Here is a 26,919-nt window from a genome sequence, read left to right on the forward strand (position 1 = left end):
AATGCCTTGATTTACAATAAATTACAATTTTTTGACAAGCTATAGAAAAATATAAAAAATGTTTAAAAATATTTCCTATGTAACTGTTGCTTTTATTTATATAAATATTCTCGGCTATTTCTTTCATGCAGTTGTAAGCAGAAGTCTTGGTCCTGTTCAATACGGTGAATTTATGGTCCTTTATTCCTTCATGCTAACAGTAGGTAATATTACATCGCTTCTTGGGGCAGTGAGTATAAAAATATTGGTTGAAAATTTTGTTTATAGATATGAACTTTTAAGGTCATTGAGAAAACTTGTCTTTTTTATAGGAACAATGTTTGCAATATCTATTTGTTTAGGTTCTTTATTTCTTAAAAATTTTCTACATGTAACGCAACTATACTATTTTTTTATAATAGCCTTGTCATGGTTTGGAATGTTTATGGTTACTGTTGAAAAAAGTTTTCTTCAGTCAACTAATAGATTCCATCTTTTTGCTTTCTCAAGTATTTTTGAACTTACACTTCGTTTTTTTGCTGCTGTATTATTGCTTTTTATTGGGTTAAAAGTTGGCGGTGTGTTATTGGCTTCTACAATAGCTTTATTCTGCACTTTAATTTTTCTTTTTTATAAAAATAAAAATTTCTTTGGACAGAAGGCTTCTTTAAATATTACAAACATAATAAAGACGTCTCTTTATATTTCACCATCAGGTTTTTTTGTTTATGCTGACGATATTTTTATAAGAAGAATATTTGACTGGCATACTGCAGGATTATTTGCATCTGTATCAATAGTTGGTAAGGTGCTTGTATGGCTTACTATTACCATTCTTGGGGTCTACTTTCCAGAGTTCGTTAAACTTAAAAACTCTGACAAATTTAAAAATGTTATCTTTCAAATGTTCGGCATTGTTGTGCTTGCTGAAATTTTGGCACAACTTGTTATATTTATTACTGGTAAGCCTCTTTTCCTATTACTCTTTGGATATAAATTTGAACCCGCAGTGCAATTTCTTTCTTACTATTTTTGGGCAATTTTACCTCTGCTTTTTAACATAGTATTCATAAGCATAGCAACAGCTTTGGAAAAAGGTTTTTATTTAATTTATTTGCATTTAATTTTTTATTATTCTGGTTTTATTCTAATTTCATTCAATTCTGTTTATGATTATTTTAAATACATTTTCTTAATAAACCTGATTTTTTTCACTATTTATGCATGTTTTTTTAGAAAAGATGTTTATAATAAACAGTTCAAAGCTTAAGAATAAAATGTCTTATGGTATAATTTTATAAAATCTTAAAAAGCTTGAATTTTCAACTGCTAAAAAACAGAATAAAAAAATGCTGGAAATAAAAGAAGTTACAAATAAAAAGTATCTTAAAGAGTTTGTAAGCCTGCCTCTAAAACTTTACAAAAAAGATTCTTTCTATGCTTCACCTTTGATAAAAGATATGATGGAGCATCTTACAGATAAAAATCCTTTTTTTAAGAGAGCAAAGGCAAAATTTTTTATTGCCTATAAAGATGGAAAACCTGCTGGAAGAGTAGCAGCTATAGTTAATTATGCCCACCTTGAGTTTCATAATGATAGTGTGGGTTTTTTCGGACTTTTTGAATGTATTAATGACAAAGAAGTTGCCAATGCTCTTTTTGATAAGGCAAGAAAATTCCTTATAGAGAATAATCTTAAAATCATGCGTGGTCCGATGAATCTCTCAACCAATGAAGAATGTGGTTTCCTCTATGAGGGATTTGATACACCATCTATGATAATGATTCCTTATAATCCACCTTATTACAATGAACTTTCAGAAGCTTATGGTATGGAAAAGGTGAAAGATTTATTCTGTTTTATTGTTGATGTGCCTGAGAAACTTCCCGTAAAAATTGATAGAGTTGCACAATTTGCTGAAAAACAGGGAATAAAAACAAGAACTGTAAAATTAAAAAATCTAAAGGAAGAACTCTACGCATTTATGGAAGTATACAATGAGGCATGGCAAGATAACTGGGGATTTATCCCGATAACAAAAGAAGAGATTGACTATATGGCAGAAAAACTTAAACCTGTTGCTATTCCGGAGTTAGTTATTGTTGCTGAAAAAGACGCAGAGCCTGTGGGTTTTTTTGGTGCTATTCCTGATTTCAACGAGGTTTTAAGGAGGCTGAAAGGAAGGCTAACTCCGCTGTCAATCATAAAGGCTTTATACTATAGAAAAAAAATTCAATCAATAAGGCTTCTTTTATTTGGAGTAAAAAGTAATTTTAGACATAAAGGTGTGGAATCTATAATGATAAGAGAAGCTTTTAGAGGGGCTGTCAGGCATGGTTTTAAAAAGTGTGAGTTTTCATGGATACTTGAAGATAACTATGATACAATAAATCTCACCCAGATTGTAGGCGCAAAAAAATACAAAACGCTGAGAATTTATGAAAGAAGGATAGATTAAACTTTTTACTTATTAAAAGTTTTAGGGCTTATAAATTTTTAAACCAGGAATTAAATCAAAGTGTTTATCAAAAGTATACAATTCCATATCATGTTCAAAAGCCAAAGCAGCAGTTGCAACATCTGTAAGAGGTATACTAATTCCTTTTCTTCTTAAATCAAGACTTAACTTCCCTGCTTTTATCCATATATCTACTGTAATTTCAAGAGTGTTCACTGCTTTTAAAAGTTCTATAATATTGCTTTCTTCCTTGAAATTTTTTAATCCCTGTATCAATTCTGCGATAATAATTCCGTTGATATAAGCCTTATTTTCTTTAAGTAGTTTAATTACAAATGGAGCAGCTTCTGTGCCTCTTAAAAATGAAATGAAAACAGAGGTATCAATTATTACTCCTTTAGTTTGCATTATTTTCTGCCTCTTGTAATTCCATTATCTCAAGTTCTTCAGTTAGATCTTCAACTTCAATTTTTCCACTTAGTTCTATCAATTTGCTGATTTTTTTTTGCCTTATGTATTCTTCCATAACTTTAATTAAAGCCTTTGTCTTTGACTTTTCTCCAGTAATTTTTAAAATCTCATCTATAAGATTATCAGGAATATTTAATGTAGCACGCATTTATATCACCTCCTTTATATGCTATAAGTATATGATATAAAAATATGCATTGTCAATCTGAATTTCAAAAAATAAATTCATAGACACATCTTGTCAAGTTAAATTAAAATAATTGATAATGTTTGATCTTTTAATAAAATTCAAGCATGCACTAATTGTAGTCATAATTTTCCTTCTTGCCTTAGTTCTTCTGCTTGCTACTGTTGAACTAATCTATGTAATAGCAAAAGACATAATTTCTCCACCTTTTTTTCTTCTGGAACTTGATGAGCTTCTTGAAATTTTTGGTGTTTTTATGCTTGTAATAATAGGCATAGAGCTTTTTGAATCAATAATTAAAACCTACCTTAAAGAGGGAGTGGATCATGTAAAGGTTGTTCTGGCAGTTGCCATGATTGCTATAGCAAGAAAAGTGATAATCCTTGATGTGAAAGAGATATCCAGTCTTACAATGCTTGGAATAGCTGCGATCATATTAGCACTATCAATTGGATATTATCTATCAAAAATTAAAAGGGAGTAATTGTGAACTGGTATCAAATAAGTTCAAAAGAAATCTATCAAAAACTCAATACCTCTGAAAAAGGTCTTACCAATGAGGAAGCTCAAAAAAGGCTTAAACAGTATGGAGCAAATAGACTCACCGAAGAGGAAAAAATAAACAGACTTAAAATCTTTCTTCATCAGTTTGCAAGTCCTCTTATTTACATTCTTATCATAGCTGGAGTAGTTACAATCTTGCTTAAAGAATATATTGATGCCAGTGTCATATTTGCAGCTGTAATAATAAATGCAATAATTGGTTATTTTCAGGAATACAAAGCTGAACAAAGTGTAAGAGCACTGAAAAGAATGCTTGTTCCAAAAGCCAAGGTCTTAAGAGATGGAGTTGAAAGAGATATAACCAGTGAGGAGCTTGTTCCAGGTGATATAGTCCTTCTTTATTCAGGTATTCGTGTCCCTGCTGATATAAGACTTATTCATACAGTAGAACTCAAGATTGATGAATCAATTCTTACCGGAGAATCTCTTCCTGTTGAAAAACATCATCATGTCATTAAAGAAGAAAATCTCACATACGGAGATCAGAAAAATATGGCATTCATGGGAACTATTGTGGTAAGTGGAAGAGCAAAGGGAGTTGTTGTTGAAACAGGAATGAATACTGTTTTTGGAAAAATCGCAAAGCATATAAAAGAAGCAGAAACAGTAAAAGCACCGCTGCAGGATAAAATAACCAAGTTTGCAAATGCTATAGGTATTCTTGTTCTATCAGCCTCTTTGCTACTTTTTATAGCAGGATTGATTATTGGAGAGTCAATAAAATATATGTTTATGACAGCAGTGGCTGCTGCAGTAGCTGCAATTCCTGAAGGATTACCTGTTGTCGTAACTGTAGCACTTGCAGTTGGTGTTTCACGGATGGCAAAGCATAATGCAATTGTAAGAAAGCTTCATGCAGTTGAAACCCTTGGTAGCACCACTGTTATTGGTTCAGATAAAACCGGAACATTAACAAAAAATGAGATGACAGTTAAAGTGATTTATGATGGGAAAGATGTTTATGAAGTTGAAGGAAGCGGTTATGAACCCAAGGGGAATATACTTCATAATGGATTACCTGTAAACCCAAAAGAAAGACATCATCTCATAGATGTTTTAAGAATTGGACTGCTGTGCAATGAATCATCAGTTTATGTGGAAAATGGAGAGTATAAAATTCAAGGAGATCCAACAGAGGCTGCTTTGATTGTTTCAGCAATGAAGGCAGGGATGTCTCCTGAAGAAGAAAAAGAAAGATACAGACAGATTGCAATAATTCCATTTGAGTCTGAAAGAGGATACATGGCAACCTTACACAGACACAAAGGGAAAAAATATTTATTTGTAAAAGGTGCACCTGAAAAGGTTTTAGAGATGTGCATAAAAGATTCCTTTGGAAATGAGATAGACAGAGAAAAAATACTACACATGGCAAATGAGTTTGCAAAGAGGGGGCTCAGAATTCTTGCCTTTGCATATAGAGAAATTAAAGAAGAAATTGAGGAAATAACATGTAAAGAGATAGAAAAATGTGATACAGTCTCTGGATTAATCTTTGCAGGACTTCAGGGAATGATTGACCCCCCAAGACCTGAGGCAATAGAGGCAATTAAGGGATGTAAAAGCGCAGGAATCAGAGTTGTGATGATAACAGGAGATCATGCAGTCACTGCAAAGGCAATAGGTGAGATGCTCGGGATTTCAGATGGTAAATCAAAGGTTCTTACAGGAAAAGAGCTTGAAAGAATGAGCGATGAGGAGCTTTTCCATAAAGTAAAAGAAGTATCTATCTATGCAAGGGTTTCTCCTGAACATAAACTAAGAATTGTTAATCAACTTAAACGTCACGGAGAAATAGTTGCAGTTACAGGAGATGGAGTAAATGATGCACCCGCTCTGAAAGCTGCTCACATAGGTATTGCAATGGGTAAAAGCGGAACAGATGTGGCAAAAGAGGCCTCTGATATGGTTCTTACTGATGACAACTTCGCAAGTATCTTTCATGCTGTAAGAGAGGGAAGAATTGTTTTTGACAATATTAGAAAAGTCACATTCTTTCTGATTCCTACAGGAGTTGCCTCAATACTTTCAATTATTCTTGCAATGCTTTTCAGTGTTCCCATTCCCTATGTTCCTGCACAGATTTTATGGATAAATCTTGTAACAAATGCTCTTCAGGATATTGCTCTTGCCTTTGAACCTGGAGAAAAGGGTGTGCTAACAAGGCCTCCGAGAGATCCGAAAGAGGGAATAATGTCGCGGCTTTTAATTGAAAGAACAATCATTGTGGGTGCGTTAATCTCGGCAGGAATAGTTTTTAACTTTATCAATGCCTTAGAAAGTGATGCATCCCTTGAGAGAGCAAGAACAGTGGCGGTAACCACAATGGTATTTTTCCAGTTTTTTCAGGCATGGAACAGTCGTTCTGAGTATGAATCCATATTTAAAATCAGCTTATTAAGTAATCCATTTTTGTTTTTAAGCCTAATAGCAGCAACTATTGCCCAGCTTGCTTTTATTTATGTTCCAACACTTCAGTGGATATTCAGAACAGAACCGATTTCAATCAAAGACTGGCATAATGTTCTTCTTGTGGCTCTTTCAGTTATTATAGTTGTTGAAATTGACAAATGGCTCAGAAGGAGATTGAGAAAATGAATGGATTTTTTCAGGGAGCATGGCAGATTGGAAAAGTTTTTGGAATTCCCATAAGAATACACTACACTTGGCTTATTGTTTTCGGACTCATCACATGGTCACTTTCAACATTTTATTTTCCGAAAGTTGCGCCACAGTTACCAGTAGCTTCTTACTGGATTAATGGAGTAGTGGCTGCGTTTTTGCTATTTTTCTCTGTAGCAATACATGAACTTGCCCATTCACTTGTAGCTAAGAGATATAAGCTTACAATTGAAAGTATCACGCTTTTTATTTTTGGTGGAGTTGCTCAGATGAAAGGAGAACCTCCAAGTGCGAAGGCTGAGTTCAGAATAGCCATTGCCGGTCCCCTAACAAGCTTTTTTTTAGCGGCTTTTTTCTTTTTGTTTAGTCTGAAAACAACAAATATCGGTTTCAAGTCTCTTTTTTCCTATGTTTACCAGCTCAACCTAATCCTTGGTTTTTTCAACCTTATACCGGGGTTTCCTATGGATGGTGGCAGGGTTCTAAGAGCGTATTTATGGAGCAAAAAGAAAGATTACCTATATGCTACCCAGAAAGCATCAAAAATCGGACAGAATATAGCAATATTCTTCATGATATTTGGTGTATTCTCTCTTTTTATGGGGATTCCCACAGGTCTCTGGCTCATTTTAATTGGATGGTTTCTCTATTCCGCAGCCTATGGAAGTTATCAACAATCAACACTTGAGGCACTGTTACAGAATGTTAAAGTAAAGGATTTGATGGTAAAAGATTTAGTTACTGTTTCTCCATCAATGAGCATTCAAGAGGTGATTAATAATTATTTTCTTAAGTATGGTTATACAGGATTTCCCGTAATCTCTGAAGGCAAATATCTGGGTATTTTGGCACTAAGGGATATAAAAAGTATTCCTGAAGAAGACAGACCACTAAGAGAGGTATCTGAATTTTATGGTAGGCACAAACCTCAATGGGAGATATCTCCTCAAGATAATGCATTAAATGCTCTTGAAAAGATGCTCAGAGAAGATGTAGGAAGACTTGTAATTTTAGAAGATGGGAAAATTACAGGCATGATAACAAGAAATGGAATTGCTAGATATCTGGAAATAAAAAAATTTATAACTAAAATAAATGAATGACAGTTGAGTACAGCTAACCTGAATGAGCCTGAATTTAATCAATATCATACAGATGGGAAACTATTATTTCTATTCAGGTTACTATGTATATGTTGGAAAGACAAAAAGGAACCATTTTAAAACATATTCCATATTCCTTTATAGGAATCTAAAGACTCTCGCAAAAATAATCTTTATTCTGTTATAATTGTTAACTATGTTTATTGGGACACCGCTTATTTCAGAAGACCAGATTCAAAAGAAAGTTAAGGAACTGGCATACAAAATATCTGCAGACTATGCAAACAAGGACTTACTTGTAATCGGAGTTCTCAAAGGCTCATTTATGTTTTTCTCAGATCTCATAAGGTATATTCAGACTCCTTTAAAAGTTGATTTTATTATTGCATCCAGTTACATAAAAGACTCATCCTCTGGAGAAGTAAAAATTCATTATTTTCCGAGAGAGGAAATTCAAGGCAAAGATGTGCTTCTTGTGGATGATATTATTGATACAGGAATTTCTTTAAAAGTCATAAGAGAAAAAATTCTTTCAATGAATCCATCTTCTCTTAAAATTTGTGTTTTCCTTGATAAAACAGAAAGAAGAGTTGTTGATGTTCCTGTTAACTATACTGGCTTTAAAATTCCTAATAAATTTGTTGTTGGCTACGGGCTTGATTATCATGAAATGTTCAGAAATCTCCCTTATATCACAGTCTTCAAGAAAGAAGTGAAATAATGTATAAGTTGAAAATTATTACAGGATTTGATGCTGCTCATCAACTAAAAGGTTATAAAGGAAAATGTGAAAATATTCATGGACACAACTGGAAAGTGGAAGTAGAAGTAATTTCAGAAAAACTTAATGAAATCGGAATTGCTCTTGATTTTAAAGAATTAAAAAAAAATGTTGATGAAGTAGTATCCCAGCTTGACCATACCTTTATAAACCAAATTCCACCGTTTACACAATTAAACCCTTCAAGCGAAAACATAGCAAGATGGATATATATGTCTCTGAAAGATAAGTTCAATACAACGCTTGTAAGACTTTATAGTGTTACTGTCTGGGAGTCTGATTATGCATCTGCAACATACATGGAATGAATATTTAGATTCAGTTTTAAAAAAAATACCAGATATTCATGCTGATTGGGAAATTTATTTTCTAAGAAGAAAAACTCATTCAGTAGAAGGTAAAGATTTAAAACTTGATAAAAAAAAGGATGCTACAAGAGAATTTTTTTCAATAAGAGTAATAAAAGATAAAAAAGCTGGATTTTCAATTTGTAGCGAAATAAATAAAATTCCTGAGGCTTTTCAGTTAGCAACTACGCTTGCTCAAATATCTGACCAAGATGAATTTTTAGCTCTTCCATGTCCAGAACAAATAAAAAAAGTGGAAGTTTTTGATGAACAATTAATCAACAAGGAAGAATCACTGCCTGAAATATTGATAAATATGCAAAAATCCGCTCTTTTTGATAGAAGAATTAAAAAACTCAGAAATGCAGAAATAAGCTTTACAATTGATGAAAAAGGCATAATAAACTCAAAAGGCATCTCTCTTTATCAACCTTTTACAAGCATTATGGTTCATATAATTGCAATTGCTGAAGAAAGAGATTCTCAGATGGGATGGGCTTACAGAACTGAAAGATTTTTAAAAAATATCAACTTTGAAGATGTTGCATTAGAAGCAGGTAAAAAAGCTTTAATGCTTCTTTCTCCCAGAAAAATTAAACCATTTAAAGGAATTACAATTTTATCTCCCTATGTTGCATGTGAATTTCTTGAACTTATAGCTCAATCTATTTCTGCAGAAAACTATCAAATGGGTAAATCTCTTTTTTCAGGCAAAATCGGACAAATTGTTATAAACGAAAAATTAAATATCATTGATGATGCACTGTCTCCAGAAAAGTTTGGTTCAACACCATTTGATGCTGAAGGTGTTCCAGCATCAAAAAAAGTTTTAATTAAAAATGGGATTTTAACATCTCTTTTACATAACACCTATACAGCAAACAGGGCAGGAACATTATCTACAGGAAATGCAATTAGAACAGATAGAGGACTATCCGTAGGTCCAACAAATCTATATATTGATAATGAAGGGGAAAAGCCTTCTCCAGAGGATTTAATAAAACAAGTTGACAAAGGAATCTATGTTGTTGAAGTTATGGGTATGCATACAGCAAATCCTGTTAGTGGAGATTTCTCAGTGGGAGTTTCAGGAATTTATATAGAAAACGGAGAATTAAAACATCCTGTAAAGGAAGTAATATACTCTGGCAATGTGATAGAATTATTCAAAAATATACGAGCATTAGCTAATGATTTAAAATTTTTTGGAAACACTGGTTCACCAACCCTTCTTGTAGAAGGTGCAGATATATCTGGTTAAAGGAGGATCGCCGTGGATTACTTTTTAACTGAAGAACAAAGGATGATAAAAGACTTAGCAAGGCAGATTGCAGAAGAACATGTTCTTCCTGTCCGGGCAGAGCTTGATGAAACAGGAGAATTCCCATGGGATATCATGAAAATTCTTGCCCAGGCAGATATGTTCAGAGTATTCATTCCAAGTGAATATGGAGGACTTGGAACAGGTGCCCTTGAACTTTGTCTTGTTGTGGAAGAGTTATCAAGAGTTTGTCTTGGAGTTTCAACTACCTATGCTGCAAACGCACTTGGGACATACCCAATTCTTCTTTTTGGAACAGAGGAGCAAAAGAAAAAATACTTACCTGATATAGCAGATGGGAAACGTCTTGTTGCTTTTGCACTCACCGAACCAAATGCAGGAAGTGATGCAGGAGGAATTCAAACAACTGCTACAAAAGATGGAGATTATTACATTCTTAATGGAAGAAAGCAATGGATAACAAATGGTGGAGAAGCTGAGATTTATACAGTTATTGCTTTGACTGATAAAACAAAAGGTGCCAGAGGCGCATCTGCTTTTATTGTTGAGAAAGGAACTCCGGGCTTTAGCTTTGGTAAAAAAGAAAATAAAATGGGCATAAGAGCTTCTGCCACAAGAGAATTAATATTTGAAGACTGTAAAATTCCAAAAGAAAATATGCTCGGCAGAGAAGGCATGGGTTTTATTGTCGCTATGAAAACACTTGATCAGAGTCGTGTTGGTGTCGGAGCTCAGGGACTTGGAGTTGCTCAGGGAGCTTTTGAAGAAGCAGCAAAATTTGCTAAGCAGAGAGTTCAATTTGGACAGCCTGTAATAAGTTTCCAAGCAGTCCAGCACATGCTTGCTGATATGGCAATTCAGATTGAAGCTGCAAGAGCACTTATTTATTCTGTTGCAAGATATATTGACAGCGGAGCAAAAGATATTACAAAGGCTTCAGCAATGGCAAAAACATTTGCAACAGATGTAGCAATGAAAGTAACAGTTGATGCAGTGCAGGTCATGGGTGGTTCAGGATATATGAAGGACTATCCTGTTGAAAAAATGATGAGAGATGCAAAAATTCTTCAGATATATGAAGGAACAAATCAGATTCAGAGGAATGTCATAGGACAGGCAATTATAAAGGAATTAACAAAATCAGGTATTTAATGAAATACACTAAAATTTTTATAAAAAATAGAGTCCTGTTCATAATGTTTTTTTATTAGTCTTTCTAACGAATTGCTCAAATTATCAATATAAAAATGCTACTAAACGATATTATGCAGAACTTTCAGCAAGTGAAAAAGAAGAACTACTTGCAGAGCATAATAAATGGAGGGCTAAGGTAGGTGTTTCAGCTTTAAAATGGTCTTATGAAATGGAAAAACTTGCAATAGACTGGGCATATAAATTAAGTAGAACATATGGTTGTAGAATGATGCACCGAAGTAGTAATTATGGAGAAAATATATTCTGGGCAAATTATCCTGTTACAGCAAAGTATGTGGTTGATTATTGGGCAGAGGAAAGATTTAACTATGATTATTTATCTGACAGTTGTAAACCAGGTAAAGTATGTGGGCATTATACGCAGATTGTTTGGAAAGATACAAGAGAAATAGGCTGTGGCAGGGCTCTATGTCAGGGAGGAGAGGAAATCTGGGTTTGTAATTACAATCCTGCAGGTAATATCAAAGGTAAGAAGCCTTATTAATCCTTAGATAAAATCATAACTCTGTGTGACTCCCCCATTCCTTGGGGGAGCACAAGTCTTTTAAAATGCTCTTTTAAATTCTTTTGATAAATTTTTTGAAATATTTTCTCATCACAGAGCGAAATAAGATAACTACCCTGAGAAAAATATCCTTCAAATTTAAGTCCAGCCATAGTTGCTAATTTTTCAACTGCTGTAAAATTTACATGAGCAGTCATATCCTGATGTCCGATGTTTATATAGGGATTTTCATTAATATTGTGTTTATAATAACAGAGTAAAGTGCCTTTATTCCTGTCTGGATGATAGTATTCTTCTGAGGTATAGCCATAATCAAAGATTAAAATATAGCCTTTTTTTAATTTTTTGCTCAAGCTTTCAATTAATGATTTCATTGCAAGATTTACCTCTGAGCGATATTTTTTCATTTTCAAAACCCATGGTGCGAATTCCTGTAAATACTCTAATGTGTCTGTTCTGCAAGGCAAAAATATTTCAATTAACTGTTCTTGCTCTCCAATGTCTACATAAACTTCCATAATCTGACCTGAGTCATTCACTTCAAATATTCTTACAGGAAGGGCATCAAAGACTTCGTTGCAAATAATTAATCCGCTAAATGACTCTAATTGTTCAATTGAGCTATACCAAAAAATTTTATCTTCATGTTCTTTTAACCTTTCTCTTTGAACTTTTTTGAAAGCAGGATTTATTTCTACGAGATTATATTTTATAGAGGCCGAAGAGTCAATATTATCAAGAATATCCTTAGCAAGAAATCCCATGCCTGGTCCTATCTCAGTTACGGTAAAATTTTTGGGACAATTGAGCTTTTGATAAAAAATCTCTATTTGTCTTGCTAAAAAAAATCCAAAAACTGAACCAAGATGAGATGCTGTAAAAAAGTCTCCCTGTCTTCCAATTTTTGCATCTGGTTTAGTGTAATAACCAAGCTCTGGATAATAAAGAGCCATTTCCATAAACTCATCAAATGGAATTGCACCATGTTTTTTGATTTTTTTAATGATTATTTCTTTAAGCACGGCTTTTTAGGAAATGAGAGTTAACATTCTTTGGACAGCTTCATAGGCTTTGATTCTTATATCTTCAGGGACTTTAATTACATATTGATTTTCTTTTAAGGCAGTAAGAATGCTTTCAAGTGTTGTAATCTTCATATTGGGGCATATCATGGTTTTTTTGATAGGATAGAAAACCTTATCAGGATTTTCTTTTTTAAGCCTGTAAAGAAGCCCGACTTCTGTGCCAATTATAAACTCTTTTTGTGATGCTGCTCGAGCAAATCTTACCATTCCAGATGTGGATGCAACATGGTCAGCAAGTTCTATTACTTCAGGACGGCACTCAGGATGAACAACAACTAATGCATCCGGATGAGCCTTTTTCGCACGAATAATATCTTCTTTTTTTATCATATGATGTGTTGGGCAGAAACCATTCCATGCAATAATCTCTTTTTCAGGCACATGCTTTTTAACCCAGTCTGCAAGATTTTTATCAGGCACAAATATAATTGAGCTAAACGGAACCGCTTTTACAATCTGAGGAGCATTGGCAGAGGTGCAACAAGCATAACTCAATGCCTTAACCTCTGCAGTGGTGTTAACATATGACACAATAGGCGCATAAGGATATCTATCTATCCATCTTTTAAGTTCCTCAACATCTACAGTATCTGCCATAGGGCAACCAGCATCAATCTCAGGAAGAAGCACTGTTTTATCAGGATTGAGAATAGCAGCGGTTTCAGCCATAAAATGAACTCCACAAAAAACTATAACATCGCAGTCAACCTTTGTTGCCTGCCTGCTTAATTCAAGAGAATCGCCAACAAAGTCAGCAATTTCTTGAACTTCTTCTCTCTGATAGTTGTGAGCAAGAATTATAGCATTCCTTTGTTTTTTAAGAGCAAGAATTTCTTCTACTGTCCTGTTGACCATATATACAAATCCTCCCTGTTTGTATATACAACAGAGCCATCAGATAGAATAATCGCTTTAATAGGCATTTTTTTGATCCTGTATTGTCCAGAATCTCCTGCATACCTTAGAGATATTTTTCTAACATAATTTTGTGTTTCAAGAATCTTAGGAATTCTACCAAGACTTTCAACAAGATTGGGTCCTGCATTATATGCAGCCAAAGCAAGCTTAAAGTTGCCATTGAACCTGTCAAGAAGATATTTCATGTATTTTATTCCACCATCTATGTTTTGCACAGGATCAAATGGGTCTTTTACTCCCATGAGAATTGCTGTTTGAGGCATTAGCTGCATAATTCCCATTGCACCCTTTGGAGAAACAGCATTTGGATTCCATCCACTTTCTTCTTTTATCATTTCTTTTATAAGCTTAGAGTCAACACCATAAAACCTGGATTTTTCATCTACAATTTTCTCAAGCTCATGTCTGGATGAATGAGAAACTGATTGAGATGTTGATATTTTTTGGACCCTACCTAATTTTTTTGTTGATACTTTTTTAATTTTTTCTTCACAAAAGTTTGTATAAACCCTTTCACCATCTATTGTTTTAACACAAATTCTATCTGCCCATAGATTGTTGTTGAAAAATACAAAAAATACTGCTATTATTGTCAACCATTTATACATATCCAATTATATCAAAATGAAAGAATTTTCTTACAACTTCCCTGACCTTATTATTGAGATTATCAACCATAAACCGAGAAAAAATGCAAAAACTCCTGTAATTAAACCAAAAAGGGAAATTCCATATATCAAAGGTTTTACCTGGTTTGCATGCATTATTGCAGAACTCAGTATCATGGCACTTACAATAAGACTGAATGCAATTTTATTGCTCGCTTTATCAATATCTTTAATAAACTCTGGAAGATTAACATGATACATTCTCACAGTTATCTCATCTCTAACAGCCTTTTTAAGAAGCGTTTTAAACTGAAAAGGAATATGCTCAAGAGCATCCCTGAATTCACGCAGTGCTTTAAAAGTTTTGTTCAAGTAAAACTCTGGATGCAATCTTTTTGATATAATTTTTCTCGCATAAGGTTTTAGTAACTCAATGATAGATATCTTTGGACAAAGTTCTCTTGTTAATCCTTCAAGCATTATCAAAACCTTGTCAATTAAAAGAAGTTCAGGAAGGAATCTAAGTCTATGTTTTAAACATACTCTCATAATTGATTCAATCAGTTCTGATATTTTGATTTCCTCAATTCTGTACGTATAAATTGGGAAAAGAAGCTCTTCTATATCTTCCTTTAATTCTTTTTTGATTTTTTCTCTATCAATATCCTCTGGAATTATTCCAAGTTTAAGATACTCTGTAATTAACTGTTCAGTATTCTGGTTTATTATTGCCAGTGCGACATTTGCATAAGCCTCTTTGAATTCTTCATCAATTCTTTGGACTATACCAAAATCAACAAGAGCTATTCTTCCATCATCTCTGACAAGGATATTCCCAGGATGGGGATCACCATGAAAAAAGCCATAATCAAAAATTTGTTTAAAATATATATCAATCAGCGTATTTAAAAGAGTTTCTATATTAAGTCCTTTCTCTTTAATTGACTCCTTGTCATCAATTCTTATTCCATCTACTTTTTCCATAACAAGAATTTTTTCAGTAGTAAACTCTCTGAAAACGTGAGGAATATAAACTTTTTCCTCATTTTTAAATTTTTCCTTAAAAATTATTGCATTTCTTGCTTCTCTTCTAAAATCAAGCTCTTTTGTAATAGATTTTGAAAATTCATCCACAATTCCGACAGGGTCAAATAGCTTACTTTCTGAAATATATTTTTCAACAAGTTTAGCAAGAGTTTGAAGTATTGAAAGATCAAGCATAATCTGTTCTTTAATACCAGGACGTCTAACCTTCACAATAACCCTTTCTCCATTCATCAATGTAGCTTCATGAACCTGTGCAATTGATGCAGAACCTATTGGCTCTGGATTAAAACTTTGAAAAACCTTTTCAATTGAAATACCCAGTTCTTTTTCTATAATTTCGTAAACAACTTCCACTTTAAAAGGAGGGACTCTGTCTTGAAGTTTTTTAAACTCCTTCGCATAATTTAGCGTGACCATGTCAGGACGTGATGCGAGAAGTTGACCAAGTTTTATAAATGTAGGTCCGAGTTCTTCAAATGCTATTCTAAGCCTTTCAGCAATGGTGGGGACTTTATAATATGGCCATCTTCCGAAACTTCTAATCCTTTTCTTTAGACCAATAAATCTACCAAGATGAATCTGATCAATTATTTGTCCAAATCCGTGTTTTAAAAACACATTGATTATTTCTTGTAGTCTCTTTGCTGAAAAATACGTTTTTTTTATTCTTAAAATATCCATTCGCTGAAACTATTATAACACAAGAAAATAAAGCCAGAAATTATCCAATGCAAAACTTAAAATCTTCATGCTATAATACTTTTCATGAGTATTAAAAAGGGATATTTTGGTCTATACGGGGGCCGTTTTGTTCCTGAAACTTTAATGCCCGCTCTTGAAGAACTTGACAAGGTTTTCAACATAGCCAGAAAAGATAAAAATTTTATTAACGAATTTGAATCTCTTCTTAAAGACTATGTTGGTCGCCCTACCCCTCTTTATTTTGCAAAAAGGCTAAGTGAACACCTTGGTGGTGCAAAAATTTATCTAAAAAGAGAAGACCTTGCCCATACAGGTGCACATAAAATAAATAACGCTCTTGGACAAGCTCTACTTGCAAGCAAACTCATGAAAAAGGATAGAATTATCGCTGAAACAGGAGCAGGTCAGCATGGAGTTGCAACTGCTACAGGTGCTGCACTTGTAGGACTTAGTTGTGACATATACATGGGAACAGAGGATATTCGCAGACAGTCACTTAATGTTTTCAGAATGAACCTTCTTGGTGCAAGGGTTATCCCTGTTGATACAGGCTCAAGGACACTTAAAGATGCTATAAATGAAGCATTAAGAGACTGGACAACCAATGTAAGAACAACACATTATGTTTTGGGAACTGTTTTTGGTCCTCATCCATATCCATTACTTGTCAGATTTTTTCAGAGTGTTATAGGAAAAGAGGCAAAAAAACAGCTATTAAATAAAGAAGGCAGGCTTCCAGATGTTCTTATTGCCTGTGTTGGTGGTGGAAGTAACTCAATTGGACTTTTCAGTGCTTTTTTACATGATAAAGATGTAAAGATGATTGGTGTTGAAGCAGGTGGAAAGGGTATAGAAACAGGGCTTCATGCAGCCAGATTTGCAGGAGGAGCAAAGGGAATTTTTCAAGGATGTCTTAGCTATGTTTTGGAAAATGAAGATGGTAATATCCTTCAAACACATTCTGTCTCTGCTGGGCTTGATTATGCCTCTGTTGGTCCTGAACATGCCTATCTGAAAGATACAGGAAGAGTAAAATACACCTATGCTAATGATGAGGAGGCTTTAGAAGCCTTTGAACTTTTAAGCAGACTTGAAGGAATTATTCCAGCTCTTGAGTCAGCCCATGCTGTAGCTGAAGCAATAAAGATAGCACCAAAAATGTCAAAGGATTCAATAATAATTGTAAACCTCTCAGGTAGAGGTGACAAGGATGTGCAGGAGGTGGCGAGAATCAAAGGAGGAGATGGAAAAACAAAAATATGAAACAAGGATTCGCAGTTAGAAAAAAAATTGAAGAGATAAAAAATCAGGGTAAAAAAGCCTTTATTCCATATATTATGGCAGGAGACCCAAATCTTGAGGAAACTGCAAAGAGACTAAAAATACTTGAACAGGCAGGAGCAGACCTAATAGAGCTTGGCGTTCCCTTTTCAGATCCTCTTGCTGATGGACCGACAATACAAAAAGCAGCAGAAAGAGCATTAAACTCTGGAACAACCTTACGTAAGATATTGAATTTTCTTGAGGATTTTAAAAAAAGTATTAATACACCCATAATTCTTATGACTTATTTAAATCCTGTTTTCTGTTACGGAATTGAAAGATTTTTTCATGATGCAAAGGGAGTAAATGTTGGTGGAGTTATTTTTCCTGATCTAACAGTTGAAGAGTCTAAGTATTACAGAACATTTGCGAAGAAATACGGTATTGATACAATATTTCTTGTAGCACCAACATCAACTCCTGAGAGAGTAAAGAAAATTGTAAAAGCCTCAACAGGTTTTGTTTACTATGTTTCAATAACAGGAATAACAGGCACTACACTTAGCCTTGATAAATCTTTCAATGACCATATAAATTTTGTAAAAAGTTTTGGAAAACCTGTTTGTGTAGGCTTTGGAGTCAGTAAACCAGAAGAAGCAAAATATATTTCTCGAATTGCTGATGGAGTAATTGTGGGAAGTGCAATTGTAAAAATTTTTCATGAAAAACCTGAAAAGGCTTCTGAATTCATTAAATCTCTCAGAGAGGCAATATAATGGCATGGTTTAAAAGAAAAGAGCCTAAAATAGACAAAAAAGTAAAAATTCCTGAAGGATTATGGGTGAAATGTGAAAATTGTAAAGAAATAATTTATAGAAAAGAACTTGAAAATAATCTTAAAGTTTGCCCAAAATGTCAGTATCATTTCAGAATTTCAGCAAAAGAAAGAATTTCTCTTATAACAGATACCGGAAGTTTTACAGAACTTGACTCTGATATTAGAAGCCCTGATCCTCTTGAATTTAAAGATACAATGCCTTATAAGGACCGATTACAGGAAAACGAAAAAAAGACAGGACTTAAAGAGGCAGCAATATATGGAGATGCAAAAATCAATGGAAGAGATGTAGTAATCGCTGTTCTTGATTTTTCCTTTATGGGTGGAAGCATGGGAACAGTTGTTGGAGAAAAAGTAACACGAGCAGCAGAAAGAGCAGTTGAGCGACAACTTCCTTTAATAATAATCTCATCATCAGGTGGTGCGAGAATGCAGGAAGGCATGTTTTCTCTCATGCAGATGGCGAAAACATCTCAGGCAATTGGAAGAGTTAAAGAAGCAGGACTTCTGTATATTTCTGTCTTAGCAGACCCGACATTTGGTGGAGTTACAGCATCCTTTGCAATGCTTGGCGATATAATCATTGCAGAACCCAAAAGTCTTATAGGTTTTGCAGGTCCGAGAGTTATTCAGGAAACAATCAAACAGCAGCTACCTGAAGGATTTCAGAGGGCAGAATTTTTACTTGAACACGGAATGGTTGATATCATTGTAGAAAGAAAAGAATTAAAAAATACAATTCATAGACTTATTGAGATTCTTATGCCTGTATCAACTTCATATAACAGCAACAGCCAAAATCTTAAAAACATCCATGACCCTGAATCGTCCTTTAATGTTATTCAAGAAAACAAGAATACTGAACAGCATACAGGTAAAAATTCTTCTTCGTCCAATTCAGACTCTAAATGACAAAGAGGATGAAATATAAAGAGTTGATAAATGAGCTTTATAAAAAAAGAACAAATGGCATAAAACTTGGACTTAATAGAGTTATTTCAGTACTTGAAAAACTTGGCAACCCTCATCATTCCTTCAAATCAATTCATATTGCAGGAACAAATGGTAAGGGTTCTGTTTCTAAAATCATATATTGTCTTATAAGAGCTCAAGGACTGAGTGTTGGACTTTTCACCTCTCCTCATCTTACAAGATTTACAGAAAGAATAATTGTCAATGATATTGAAATCTCTGAAGAAGAAGTTGAACATCTTATTGAAAAAATAAAACCTTTTTCAGATGAACTTACCTTTTTTGAGTATGTAACAGTAATGGCACTTCAATATTTTAAAGAAAAAGGTATTGAATATGCAGTGATTGAAACAGGTATGGGAGGAAGGCTTGATGCCACAAATGTGGTAAATCCTCTGATATCTGTAATAACAAACATAGGACTTGACCATCAGGAGTTTTTAGGTGCTGATTTAGCCTCTATTGCAAAAGAAAAAGCAGGAATCATAAAAAACGGGATACCAGTAGTATCTTCATCTCAGAAAAAAGAAGTAGAGAAAGTGATTATAAAAAAAGCAGAAGAGATGGAGTCACCATTATTTATTTACGACAGAGATTTCATAGGTGTATTAAAGTCAATGAGCCTTGAGGGAATTGTCTTTGATTTTTATCCCTTTAGTTTTCAGCCTTCAACCTCAAGCCTTCAGTCTAACTTATTCTTGCCTCTTACAGGCTTTCATCAACTTGAAAATGTCTCTGTAGCATTAAAGGCTTTTATTAACATATATCCCATGTATAATGAAAATGCAATCAAAGAAGGATTAAAAAATGTAAAAATACCAGGCAGACTTGAAATAATCTATGATAAACCTCTTGCTGTCTTTGATATAGCACATAATCCTGATGCTGCGGAGGTTTTGATAAAATCATTAAAAACTCTTACAGATAAAAAACCTGTAGTAGTTTTTGCAATGATGCGAGATAAAAATGTAAATGAATTTATAAAATGTTTTGAAAATTATGCATATAAAATGATTTTTACAGTCCCTAATTATGAAAGAGCTCTGACATATAAAGAATTACTGAAAAGACTAAATGATAAAAAAATAGATTTTGTTCCTGAACCTTTGGAAGCATTTAGAAATGCCATTTCACTTTGTAAGAATAATTCAGACATATATGTCCTCTGCACAGGCTCAGCATATCTGGTTGGTGAAATAAAAGAGCGTCTTGGAGAAAAAACATTGCATAGAAGTCTTGGAGAAATTTTATGAAAATTATTATCTCCAGGCATTTTCTTTTGTTTTGTATAATACTGTTTCTTTTTTTTATTGCTCGTATTTCCTTTGCTACAGAGATAATCTCTGAAACATTAGAATACTTTGACGAAGAAAAAAAAATTATTGCAATTGGTGATGTCTATATGAGCGATATAACCTTTGATCTTAAAGCACAAAAAGTAATTTATTATGAAAATACAGGTGATATAGAAGCCTATGGAGACCTTTACTATGACGATGACGAAATTACTGCATGGGCTGAAGAAGGAAAACTTAACAGGGATAAAAAAACAGGTCTTTTAAAAAATGCTCTTCTTCATATAAAAAAGCAGGATATGTGGATAAAAGCATCTGAGATTGAAAGGCTGAGCGAGATTAAATACAAAGCTAAAAAAGCAACTTTTTCAACTTGTGAACCAGAGCCAGATACTGCACAACCATGGTGTTTTACAGGGGAGTTTGTTGACCTTGTGGTTGATGATACATTAACATCAAAAATTACTACTTTTAAAGTCAAAGATGTGCCTATTCTTTTTTCTCCTGTGTTCTGGGGTCCTGGTGGAAGCACAAAAAAATCCGGATTTTTACCATTTAAATTTGGAAATTCAAATACTCGCGGAGTTCGTTTAAGCCCTGCCTATTATCTTGTGATTGATAGTAATAAAGATGCCACATTTTATCTTGACTATTTTTCAAAAATAGGACTTGGTAAAGGAATTGAATACAGATACATGGATTTTGATACAAAGGGGATGTGGTATGGATATCAGATCAAGGACAGGAAACTTAATAAAGAATATATTGAATTACGAGGAATTCATCTTCAGAAATTTAAGGGAGTTGACTTGCTGGCAGATTTAAACTATGTCAATAAGAATGATTTTTACAGGGAATACGGAGATGTTCGTTCAGCTTCAAATACATTTCTTTTTAAAGAATATGGGAAAGACCTTGCTGCAAGATATGATAGATTCTTGCAGTCTTCTCTGGAGCTTTCTATACCAGGGGTTCAATCAAGATTTTATTTGCTTGGACAAGGGTGGAAGGATTTAAAAGAAGGAGGTATAAGTCCTCCGGGAAAAGCAGAACTTGGATATGTTGTTTATCCATATAAACTTGGACAATTCAATATAAATTTCAATACTAATCTGGCTGAGTTTTATAAAGAAGACGGACTTAAAGGGCAAAGATTTGAGATAAGCCCTCAAATAAGTCATAGTATGGGAGATAGTGTTAAACTAACACAGAGCTTAGGATTAAAAGAAACTTTTTATAATCTTGAAAACACATCTCCTTATGAGGATACTTCTCATAGAGAAATGATTCAATATAATGCAAAAAGTTTTATGAGGTTTTATAAAAGAGGAGAAAATTTCACTCATCTGGTTGAGCCATTTGTGGAAGGAGTTTTTATAGGAGTTAATGGTAAGCCTCCGATTTTAAAAGATACTGAAGCAATTGATGACACAGCACTTTTAAGAGCTGGTGTGTATAACAAATTAAACTTTAAAAGTTTTAATATCCAAGCAAGAATTGCCCAAGTATATGATTTCAGAGCAAAAAATGAATGGGATAAGTTATATCCGATTTTATTTGAAGGAAGAATATCCTTATGGAAAATAAGTTTCGGATTTGATACATATCAGAATATAGCAAAAAAAAGAATGGAAAGATTTAACAGTGATATAAGTTTTTCTCCAGATGAAACAACATCTTTCTCATTAAGTGAACGATATACCAAAGACGGTGCACTTTCTCCTGCTTATCTCTGGTCTCCTACATTAAGAGACCAGTATAACTCACAGGAAAAAGAAGGGGGAGTTAAGACATACGCCTTAGCAATAGCCAAAAAACTTTCAGAAAAGTGGTCATTTACAGCAAATTTAAACTATGATGCTAAAGGTCCTGGATTAAGAGATAGCTCATTAAACATAAAATATACTCAATCTTGCTGGGCAACAAATATTGCAATCACAAGAAGACCTGTTGAAATACAAGGAAGAAAAACCTCTGAGTTTAGTTTTCTTGTAATTTTTGAATTGAAAGGATTAGGTCCAATAAGAGTTTATGAACGCAGTGGTAGTTCTTAATAAACCAAAAGGTTTTACAAGCCAAGATACTGTTACTAAGGTAAAAAAGATTTTAAAAGTCAAAAAAGCAGGGCATGCAGGAACACTTGATCCTATGGCAACAGGGATTTTGATTGTATGTATAAATGAAGCGACCAAGATTACACCTTTTTTGATGGAACTTGAGAAGGAGTATGTCTTTAAGGCAAAATTTGGAATTTCAACAGATACCTATGATGCTGAGGGGAAAATTGTGAGAGTGGTTGAGGATTTTAAGCTTGAAAGAGAGCAAGTTGAGAGCATCCTTGAGGAGTTCACTGGAGAGATAATGCAGATACCACCTATGTATTCGGCAGTAAAGGTAGGAGGCAAACCCCTTCATGAACTTGCAAGAAAGGGTGTTGAAATAGAGAGAAAACCAAAGAAGGTGATTATCCATTCAATTAAAATAGAAAGTTTTGAACCACCCTTTGTGACATTCAGAGTAGTATGCAGCAAGGGAACATATGTGAGGTCTCTCTGTCACGATATAGGAGAGAAACTCCGTATAGGAGCGCATATAGTAGAGCTCACAAGAACAAGGATTGGAGAGTTTAGAGTGGAGGAGTCAATAGAGTTAGAGGAGTTAAAGAGTTTAATCTCAAATAATCTTGACTCTTCAGCCTTCAGCTTTCAGCCTAAGAAGGGTATTTTCTCCATAGACCAAGCTTTATATTTTCTGCCATCTGTTACAATGCAGGATTATATCATTCCGAGATTTCTTAACGGCAATCCAGTGAAAATACCCTCTGGAATAGTTCCAGCAGGCTGGGTTAAAGTAAAAGACACCAGGGGTAAAATTCTTGGAATAGGCTATGGCAATGGCGTAATTATAAAACCTGAAAGAATTATCTGGGAGGAGGTTTGATAATGATACAGAGATACACAAGAAAAGAGATGGGAAACATCTGGAGCGATGAGAACAAGTTCAGGAAATGGCTTCTTGTTGAGATTGCTGTATGTGAGGCATGGGCTGAGCTTGGAAAGATTCCTGAGGAAGCTTTACGGGAGATAAAAGAAAAGGCAGACTTTGACCTTAAAAGGATTGATGAGATTGAAGCAACTGTCAAGCACGATGTGATAGCTTTTTTGACTGCTGTGGCTGAAAAAGTTGGGACTGTATCCAGATATATTCACATGGGACTGACATCTTCTGATGTCGTTGATACTGCCCAGGCATTGCTTATGAAAGAGGCTGGAGAGTTGATAATGGAGGATTTGAAAAGGATTAAGGAATTATTTAAAGATAAGGCATTTCAATACAAAGATACAATATGCATGGGAAGAAGTCACGGAGTTCACGCAGAGCCTACAAGTTTTGGTTTGAGATTTGCTCTATGGTATGAGGAAGCAGGAAGAAATATTGATAGACTCGCTTCAGCAATTGATAGAATTTCAGTCGGTAAAATCTCAGGTGCTGTTGGGACATTCTCAAACATGCCACCAGAGATTGAAGAGATTGCCCTTAAGAAACTCGGGCTTAAGCCTGAGCCTGTGGCAACTCAGGTTGTGCAAAGGGATAGACATGCAGAGTTTTTAAGTGTGCTTGCCCTTATTGCTGCCATGATTGAAAAGATTGCTGTTGAGATAAGGCATTTACAGAGAACCGAAGTTTTAGAGGCAGAAGAACCATTTACAGAAGGACAGAAAGGCTCCTCTGCCATGCCTCATAAGAGAAACCCTGTGGGCTGCGAAAACCTAAGTGGACTTGCCCGCCTTGTCAGAAGCAATGCCTTTACAGCCTATGAAAACATTGCACTCTGGCATGACAGGGACATATCCCACTCATCTGTTGAGAGAGTAATAATTCCCGACAACTGCATCCTTGTTGACTATATGCTTAATAGACTCTACGGAATAATCAAAGACTTGAGGGTTTATCCAGAACGGATGCTTAAAAACATTGAACTTAGCTTTGGTCTATACAACTCTCAGCGGGTATTACTTGCTCTTGTAGAGAAGGGGCTTACCCGTGAGGAATCATACAAAATTGTCCAGTCCAATGCTATGCGGAGCTGGAAAGAAGGCATACCATTCATGGAGCTTCTTCTTAAGGACGAAGAAGTGAGGAAGTATCTCAATGAAGATGAAATAAAAAACATTTTTGAGCTAAACTATTACACAAGAAACATAGACCATATTTACAGGAGAGTGTTTGGATAGAAATTTGAAAAATACGAGGAGGGGGTTTTATGAGTAGAGACATTACAAAAATTAGAAATGTAGCAATTGTAGCCCATGCAGGTGCAGGGAATACCAAACTTGCAGAGCAGATACTTTTTAAAACAGGGCAAATTGACAGAGTAACTACAGGCGAGACAACAGGCAAAGTAATTGATTATGAACCTGAAGAGCTTGCAAGAAATATGACACTGAGTTGCAAAGTTGCTTACTGTGATTACAAAGAGCACAGAATTAACATTATAGATACACCTGGCTTTGTTAACTTTCTTGAAGATACAAAGAATGCCCTTCGAGTTTCCGACGGCGCTGTTGTCATTGTCAGTGCCCTTTCGGGTGTTAAAGCTGAAACTGAAAGAATATGGAAATACTGCGATGACTACGACCTTCCAAGAGTAGTTTTCGTAAACAAGCTTGACAAGGAAAACGCATCCTTTGACAGAGCAGTTGCAGAGATTGAAAAGGTTTTTGGTCAGGAGGCAATCCCTCTTACCCTGCCCATTGGCGAAGGTCCTGGCTTAAGAGGGATAGTAGACCTTATATCACTTAAAGCCTACGAGCAGGATGGAAAATCAGTAAAAGAAGTGCCTATCCCTTCCGAGCTTTCATCAAAAGTTGAGGAATACAGAAAAAAATTCGTAGAGAAAATTGCGGAGCTTGATGATAGCCTGCTCGAAAAGTATCTTGAAGGAGGAGAGCTCACCGAGGAGGAATTAAGAAAAGGGCTTCATGATGCCTCAATTGCCCGCAGATTCATCCCTGTCCTTGCTGGTTCAGCCTTGCTGGGCATAGGAGTTGATGCTTTACTTGATAGCATAATTCTCGCTCTTCCAGACCCACAGGAAAGAGCAAATATATATCCTATAAAAGGCATTAATCCAAAAGATGGCAGCGAAGCAAAAAGAGAACCCTCCGAAACAGCTCCGCTTGCTGCTTATGTTTTCAAAACCACCATAGACCCTTTTGCAGGCAAAATATCATACATAAGAGTTTTCTCAGGTGTGCTTAAGGCTGACTCTACAGTTCTTAATCCCAACACAGGCACAAAGGAAAGGATTGGCCAGATTTACTACATACTCGGCAAAACACAAAATCCCTGCCAGAAAGCAGGACATGGTGAGATTGTAGCTACAGTAAAACTAAAGGATACTCTCACAGGACACACTCTTTGCGATGAAAATAATCCGATTCTGCTTCCAGAGGTAAGATTCTCCGAGCCTATTATCTCCTATGCAATTGCACCAAAAACAAGGGGTGATGAGGAAAAGGTCAGCGCAGGGTTACATAAACTTCTTGAGGAAGACCCTACTCTTAAGTTTTCAAGGGATGAAGAGTCTAAGGATATGATTCTAAGTGGAATGGGACAGGTTCATATAGAAGTTGCTCTGGAAAAACTTAAAAGAAAATTTGGTGTTGAAGTTAACCTAATGGCACCAAAAGTTCCATACAGAGAGACAATCAGAGCCTCTGCTTCTGCCCAGGGCAAATATAAAAAGCAGTCTGGTGGAAGAGGCCAGTATGGAGACTGCTGGATTCAGATAGAACCTCTTCCAAGAGGAGGCGGCTATGAGTTTGTTGATAAAATCGTAGGAGGTGTTATTCCGCAACAGTATCGCCCTGCTGTTGAGAAAGGCATAATTGAGACGATGAAAGAAGGAATACTTGCATACTATCCAATAATTGACATAAAAGTAACTCTCTATGATGGTTCTTATCATCCTGTAGATTCCTCTGAAATGGCTTTCAAAATAGCTGGTGCTCTTGCTCTTAAAAAAGCCTTTATGGATGCAAAACCCGTATTGCTTGAACCAATCATGAAAGCTGAAATAATCGTGCCTGATGAAACACTGGGAACAATCATTGGAGACCTTAACTCCCGTAGAGGCAAGGTTCAGGGCGTTGACCCACAGGCTGGAGGAAATCAAAAGATAACAGCCCTTGTGCCAATGGCAGAGATGCTTACCTATGCCAATCAGCTTCACAGTATGACATCGGGAAGAGGAATTTACTCAATGGAGTTTTCCCATTATGAGGAAGTGCCCTCTCATATTGCCCAGAAAATAATTGAGCAGAGGCAAAAAGAACGTCAGGCAAAGGCAGAGGAGTGAAGTAAACAGATGCTGTATTTCGCTTTTGCAAAATTCTTGGACAATTCTAAGCTTACTCCACTACAGCCAAAAAACTTGCTTTTCAGGCTCAAACAGTTTTGGCTGTGGACGTTCTGCTTCGCTAAGAATTGTTACCCAAAAATTTTAAAAGTCGCTCAATACAGCAATTATTTGTTTGATAAAAATTGTTACCAGAAGATTTATAAATCGCTTATTAAAGCATCTATTTTCTGAAAGTATGAATATGTTTTGTAGGAATAATAAACTTAAAAAATTAGGGTATGTTCAATTACAAAAGGTCATTCCGAGGGGGCT

At 35.0% G+C, this 26,919-nt stretch carries 23 protein-coding genes and 1 pseudogene; 18 read left to right on the forward strand and 6 right to left on the reverse strand.

The window, feature by feature from the left end; translation table 11 throughout:
- Window positions 1–58 precede the first annotated feature (58 nt).
- Both FLY87_RS07760 and FLY87_RS07765 read left to right on the forward strand, forming a co-directional pair.
- Window positions 59–1,249: an oligosaccharide flippase family protein gene (locus FLY87_RS07760; RefSeq protein ID WP_028842655.1), complete on the forward strand. Its 1,191-nt coding sequence runs from the start codon at window positions 59–61 to the stop codon at window positions 1,247–1,249.
- Window positions 1,250–1,328: 79 nt separating this feature from the next.
- Entirely contained in the window at window positions 1,329–2,438 is a 1,110-nt protein-coding gene (locus tag FLY87_RS07765; protein ID WP_141266765.1) for a hypothetical protein, read from the forward strand.
- Between the two features lie 21 nt (window positions 2,439–2,459).
- On the opposite strand, the gene FLY87_RS07770 is transcribed toward FLY87_RS07765, so the two are convergent.
- Complete coding sequence (locus tag FLY87_RS07770) at window positions 2,460–2,846, reverse strand: PIN domain-containing protein (protein WP_038059266.1); 387 nt, start codon at window positions 2,844–2,846, stop codon at window positions 2,460–2,462.
- Window positions 2,836–3,057 (reverse strand): type II toxin-antitoxin system VapB family antitoxin, encoded by a 222-nt coding sequence (locus FLY87_RS07775; RefSeq protein WP_028842658.1) that lies wholly within the window; start codon window positions 3,055–3,057, stop codon window positions 2,836–2,838. Before FLY87_RS07775 ends, FLY87_RS07770 begins: the two co-directional genes overlap by 11 nt.
- A gap of 118 nt (window positions 3,058–3,175) precedes the next feature.
- On the opposite strand from FLY87_RS07775, the gene FLY87_RS07780 reads away from it, so the two are divergent.
- The 8 genes and pseudogenes from FLY87_RS07780 to FLY87_RS07815 all read left to right on the forward strand — a co-directional run.
- On the forward strand, window positions 3,176–3,580 hold the full coding sequence (locus tag FLY87_RS07780) for a phosphate-starvation-inducible PsiE family protein (RefSeq protein ID WP_012545179.1): 405 nt from the start codon (window positions 3,176–3,178) through the stop codon (window positions 3,578–3,580).
- Between the two features lie 2 nt (window positions 3,581–3,582).
- The gene (locus FLY87_RS07785) at window positions 3,583–6,258 is read left to right on the forward strand and encodes a cation-transporting P-type ATPase (protein ID WP_141266767.1); all 2,676 of its coding nucleotides are present in this window, start codon (window positions 3,583–3,585) and stop codon (window positions 6,256–6,258) included.
- Entirely contained in the window at window positions 6,255–7,385 is a 1,131-nt protein-coding gene (locus tag FLY87_RS07790) for a site-2 protease family protein (RefSeq protein WP_141266769.1), read from the forward strand. Before FLY87_RS07785 ends, FLY87_RS07790 begins: the two co-directional genes overlap by 4 nt.
- A gap of 196 nt (window positions 7,386–7,581) precedes the next feature.
- Window positions 7,582–8,106, forward strand: a complete 525-nt coding sequence (gene hpt, locus FLY87_RS07795; RefSeq protein ID WP_012546262.1) for a hypoxanthine phosphoribosyltransferase — start codon at window positions 7,582–7,584, stop codon at window positions 8,104–8,106.
- Window positions 8,106–8,474 (forward strand): 6-carboxytetrahydropterin synthase QueD, encoded by a 369-nt coding sequence (queD, locus tag FLY87_RS07800; protein WP_012546681.1) that lies wholly within the window; start codon window positions 8,106–8,108, stop codon window positions 8,472–8,474. The genes hpt and queD overlap by 1 nt, the downstream gene beginning before the upstream one ends.
- A complete protein-coding gene (locus tag FLY87_RS07805) occupies window positions 8,449–9,774 on the forward strand; it encodes a TldD/PmbA family protein (protein WP_012545326.1) in 1,326 nt (441 codons plus the stop codon). Before queD ends, FLY87_RS07805 begins: the two co-directional genes overlap by 26 nt.
- 12 nt (window positions 9,775–9,786) lie before the next feature.
- The gene (locus tag FLY87_RS07810; RefSeq protein ID WP_141266771.1) at window positions 9,787–10,947 is read left to right on the forward strand and encodes an acyl-CoA dehydrogenase family protein; all 1,161 of its coding nucleotides are present in this window, start codon (window positions 9,787–9,789) and stop codon (window positions 10,945–10,947) included.
- A 160-nt stretch (window positions 10,948–11,107) separates the two neighbouring features.
- Window positions 11,108–11,494: pseudogene (locus tag FLY87_RS07815) on the forward strand (CAP domain-containing protein); the annotation flags it as partial.
- Here the strand turns inward: FLY87_RS07815 and FLY87_RS07820 are convergent.
- Genes FLY87_RS07820 through FLY87_RS07835 form a run of 4 tightly spaced genes read right to left on the reverse strand, consistent with a single transcriptional unit; the run spans window position 11,491 to window position 15,854 of the window.
- Entirely contained in the window at window positions 11,491–12,537 is a 1,047-nt protein-coding gene (locus FLY87_RS07820) for a class I SAM-dependent methyltransferase (RefSeq protein ID WP_012545013.1), read from the reverse strand. The pseudogene FLY87_RS07815 and the gene FLY87_RS07820 overlap by 4 nt on opposite strands.
- 6 nt (window positions 12,538–12,543) lie before the next feature.
- Window positions 12,544–13,455, reverse strand: coding sequence for a quinolinate synthase NadA (gene nadA / locus FLY87_RS07825; RefSeq protein ID WP_141266773.1), 912 nt, complete (start codon window positions 13,453–13,455; stop codon window positions 12,544–12,546).
- The gene (locus FLY87_RS07830; RefSeq protein ID WP_181406011.1) at window positions 13,437–14,126 is read right to left on the reverse strand and encodes a lytic transglycosylase domain-containing protein; all 690 of its coding nucleotides are present in this window, start codon (window positions 14,124–14,126) and stop codon (window positions 13,437–13,439) included. The genes nadA and FLY87_RS07830 overlap by 19 nt, the downstream gene beginning before the upstream one ends.
- Window positions 14,127–14,156: 30 nt before the next feature.
- Window positions 14,157–15,854, reverse strand: a complete 1,698-nt coding sequence (locus FLY87_RS07835) for an AarF/ABC1/UbiB kinase family protein (RefSeq protein WP_012545510.1) — start codon at window positions 15,852–15,854, stop codon at window positions 14,157–14,159.
- A gap of 84 nt (window positions 15,855–15,938) precedes the next feature.
- Between FLY87_RS07835 and trpB the strand changes: the two genes are divergently transcribed.
- The 8 genes from trpB to fusA are packed head-to-tail and all read left to right on the forward strand — an operon-like array spanning window position 15,939 to window position 26,604.
- On the forward strand, window positions 15,939–17,138 hold the full coding sequence (gene trpB, locus FLY87_RS07840) for a tryptophan synthase subunit beta (protein WP_012546381.1): 1,200 nt from the start codon (window positions 15,939–15,941) through the stop codon (window positions 17,136–17,138).
- Entirely contained in the window at window positions 17,135–17,914 is a 780-nt protein-coding gene (trpA, locus tag FLY87_RS07845; RefSeq protein WP_012546593.1) for a tryptophan synthase subunit alpha, read from the forward strand. Before trpB ends, trpA begins: the two co-directional genes overlap by 4 nt.
- On the forward strand, window positions 17,914–18,888 hold the full coding sequence (accD, locus tag FLY87_RS07850) for an acetyl-CoA carboxylase, carboxyltransferase subunit beta (protein ID WP_028842662.1): 975 nt from the start codon (window positions 17,914–17,916) through the stop codon (window positions 18,886–18,888). The genes trpA and accD overlap by 1 nt, the downstream gene beginning before the upstream one ends.
- A gap of 8 nt (window positions 18,889–18,896) precedes the next feature.
- Complete coding sequence (locus tag FLY87_RS07855; protein WP_164924820.1) at window positions 18,897–20,201, forward strand: folylpolyglutamate synthase/dihydrofolate synthase family protein; 1,305 nt, start codon at window positions 18,897–18,899, stop codon at window positions 20,199–20,201.
- Window positions 20,198–22,297: an LPS-assembly protein LptD gene (locus tag FLY87_RS07860; protein ID WP_012545799.1), complete on the forward strand. Its 2,100-nt coding sequence runs from the start codon at window positions 20,198–20,200 to the stop codon at window positions 22,295–22,297. Before FLY87_RS07855 ends, FLY87_RS07860 begins: the two co-directional genes overlap by 4 nt.
- Complete coding sequence (truB, locus tag FLY87_RS07865) at window positions 22,275–23,183, forward strand: tRNA pseudouridine(55) synthase TruB (RefSeq protein WP_012546120.1); 909 nt, start codon at window positions 22,275–22,277, stop codon at window positions 23,181–23,183. Before FLY87_RS07860 ends, truB begins: the two co-directional genes overlap by 23 nt.
- A gap of 2 nt (window positions 23,184–23,185) precedes the next feature.
- On the forward strand, window positions 23,186–24,478 hold the full coding sequence (gene purB, locus FLY87_RS07870) for an adenylosuccinate lyase (protein WP_012545083.1): 1,293 nt from the start codon (window positions 23,186–23,188) through the stop codon (window positions 24,476–24,478).
- Between the two features lie 29 nt (window positions 24,479–24,507).
- Window positions 24,508–26,604, forward strand: coding sequence for an elongation factor G (fusA, locus tag FLY87_RS07875; RefSeq protein ID WP_012546422.1), 2,097 nt, complete (start codon window positions 24,508–24,510; stop codon window positions 26,602–26,604).
- Window positions 26,605–26,919: the final 315 nt, after the last annotated feature.

The organism is Thermodesulfovibrio sp. Kuro-1, from assembly GCF_006538445.1.
Taxonomy (GTDB): Bacteria; Nitrospirota; Thermodesulfovibrionia; order Thermodesulfovibrionales; family Thermodesulfovibrionaceae; genus Thermodesulfovibrio; species Thermodesulfovibrio yellowstonii.

Excerpts from the sequence above, each read along its gene's own strand:
- truB (WP_012546120.1), top strand. The coding sequence starts at position 22,275 with ATGAACGCAGTGGTAGTTCTTAATAAACCAAAAGGTTTTACAAGCCAA.
- FLY87_RS07780 (WP_012545179.1), top strand. The coding sequence starts at position 3,176 with ATGTTTGATCTTTTAATAAAATTCAAGCATGCACTAATTGTAGTCATA.
- FLY87_RS07805 (WP_012545326.1), top strand. The coding sequence starts at position 8,449 with ATGCATCTGCAACATACATGGAATGAATATTTAGATTCAGTTTTAAAA.
- FLY87_RS07770 (WP_038059266.1), bottom strand. The coding sequence starts at position 2,846 with ATGCAAACTAAAGGAGTAATAATTGATACCTCTGTTTTCATTTCATTT.
- purB (WP_012545083.1), top strand. The coding sequence starts at position 23,186 with ATGATACAGAGATACACAAGAAAAGAGATGGGAAACATCTGGAGCGAT.
- FLY87_RS07790 (WP_141266769.1), top strand. The coding sequence starts at position 6,255 with ATGAATGGATTTTTTCAGGGAGCATGGCAGATTGGAAAAGTTTTTGGA.
- fusA (WP_012546422.1), top strand. The coding sequence starts at position 24,508 with ATGAGTAGAGACATTACAAAAATTAGAAATGTAGCAATTGTAGCCCAT.
- FLY87_RS07765 (WP_141266765.1), top strand. The coding sequence starts at position 1,329 with ATGCTGGAAATAAAAGAAGTTACAAATAAAAAGTATCTTAAAGAGTTT.
- nadA (WP_141266773.1), bottom strand. The coding sequence starts at position 13,455 with ATGGTCAACAGGACAGTAGAAGAAATTCTTGCTCTTAAAAAACAAAGG.
- FLY87_RS07835 (WP_012545510.1), bottom strand. The coding sequence starts at position 15,854 with ATGGATATTTTAAGAATAAAAAAAACGTATTTTTCAGCAAAGAGACTA.
- queD (WP_012546681.1), top strand. The coding sequence starts at position 8,106 with ATGTATAAGTTGAAAATTATTACAGGATTTGATGCTGCTCATCAACTA.
- FLY87_RS07830 (WP_181406011.1), bottom strand. The coding sequence starts at position 14,126 with ATGTATAAATGGTTGACAATAATAGCAGTATTTTTTGTATTTTTCAAC.
- hpt (WP_012546262.1), top strand. The coding sequence starts at position 7,582 with ATGTTTATTGGGACACCGCTTATTTCAGAAGACCAGATTCAAAAGAAA.
- accD (WP_028842662.1), top strand. The coding sequence starts at position 17,914 with ATGGCATGGTTTAAAAGAAAAGAGCCTAAAATAGACAAAAAAGTAAAA.
- trpB (WP_012546381.1), top strand. The coding sequence starts at position 15,939 with ATGAGTATTAAAAAGGGATATTTTGGTCTATACGGGGGCCGTTTTGTT.
- FLY87_RS07855 (WP_164924820.1), top strand. The coding sequence starts at position 18,897 with ATGAAATATAAAGAGTTGATAAATGAGCTTTATAAAAAAAGAACAAAT.
- trpA (WP_012546593.1), top strand. The coding sequence starts at position 17,135 with ATGAAACAAGGATTCGCAGTTAGAAAAAAAATTGAAGAGATAAAAAAT.
- FLY87_RS07760 (WP_028842655.1), top strand. The coding sequence starts at position 59 with ATGTTTAAAAATATTTCCTATGTAACTGTTGCTTTTATTTATATAAAT.
- FLY87_RS07860 (WP_012545799.1), top strand. The coding sequence starts at position 20,198 with ATGAAAATTATTATCTCCAGGCATTTTCTTTTGTTTTGTATAATACTG.
- FLY87_RS07775 (WP_028842658.1), bottom strand. The coding sequence starts at position 3,057 with ATGCGTGCTACATTAAATATTCCTGATAATCTTATAGATGAGATTTTA.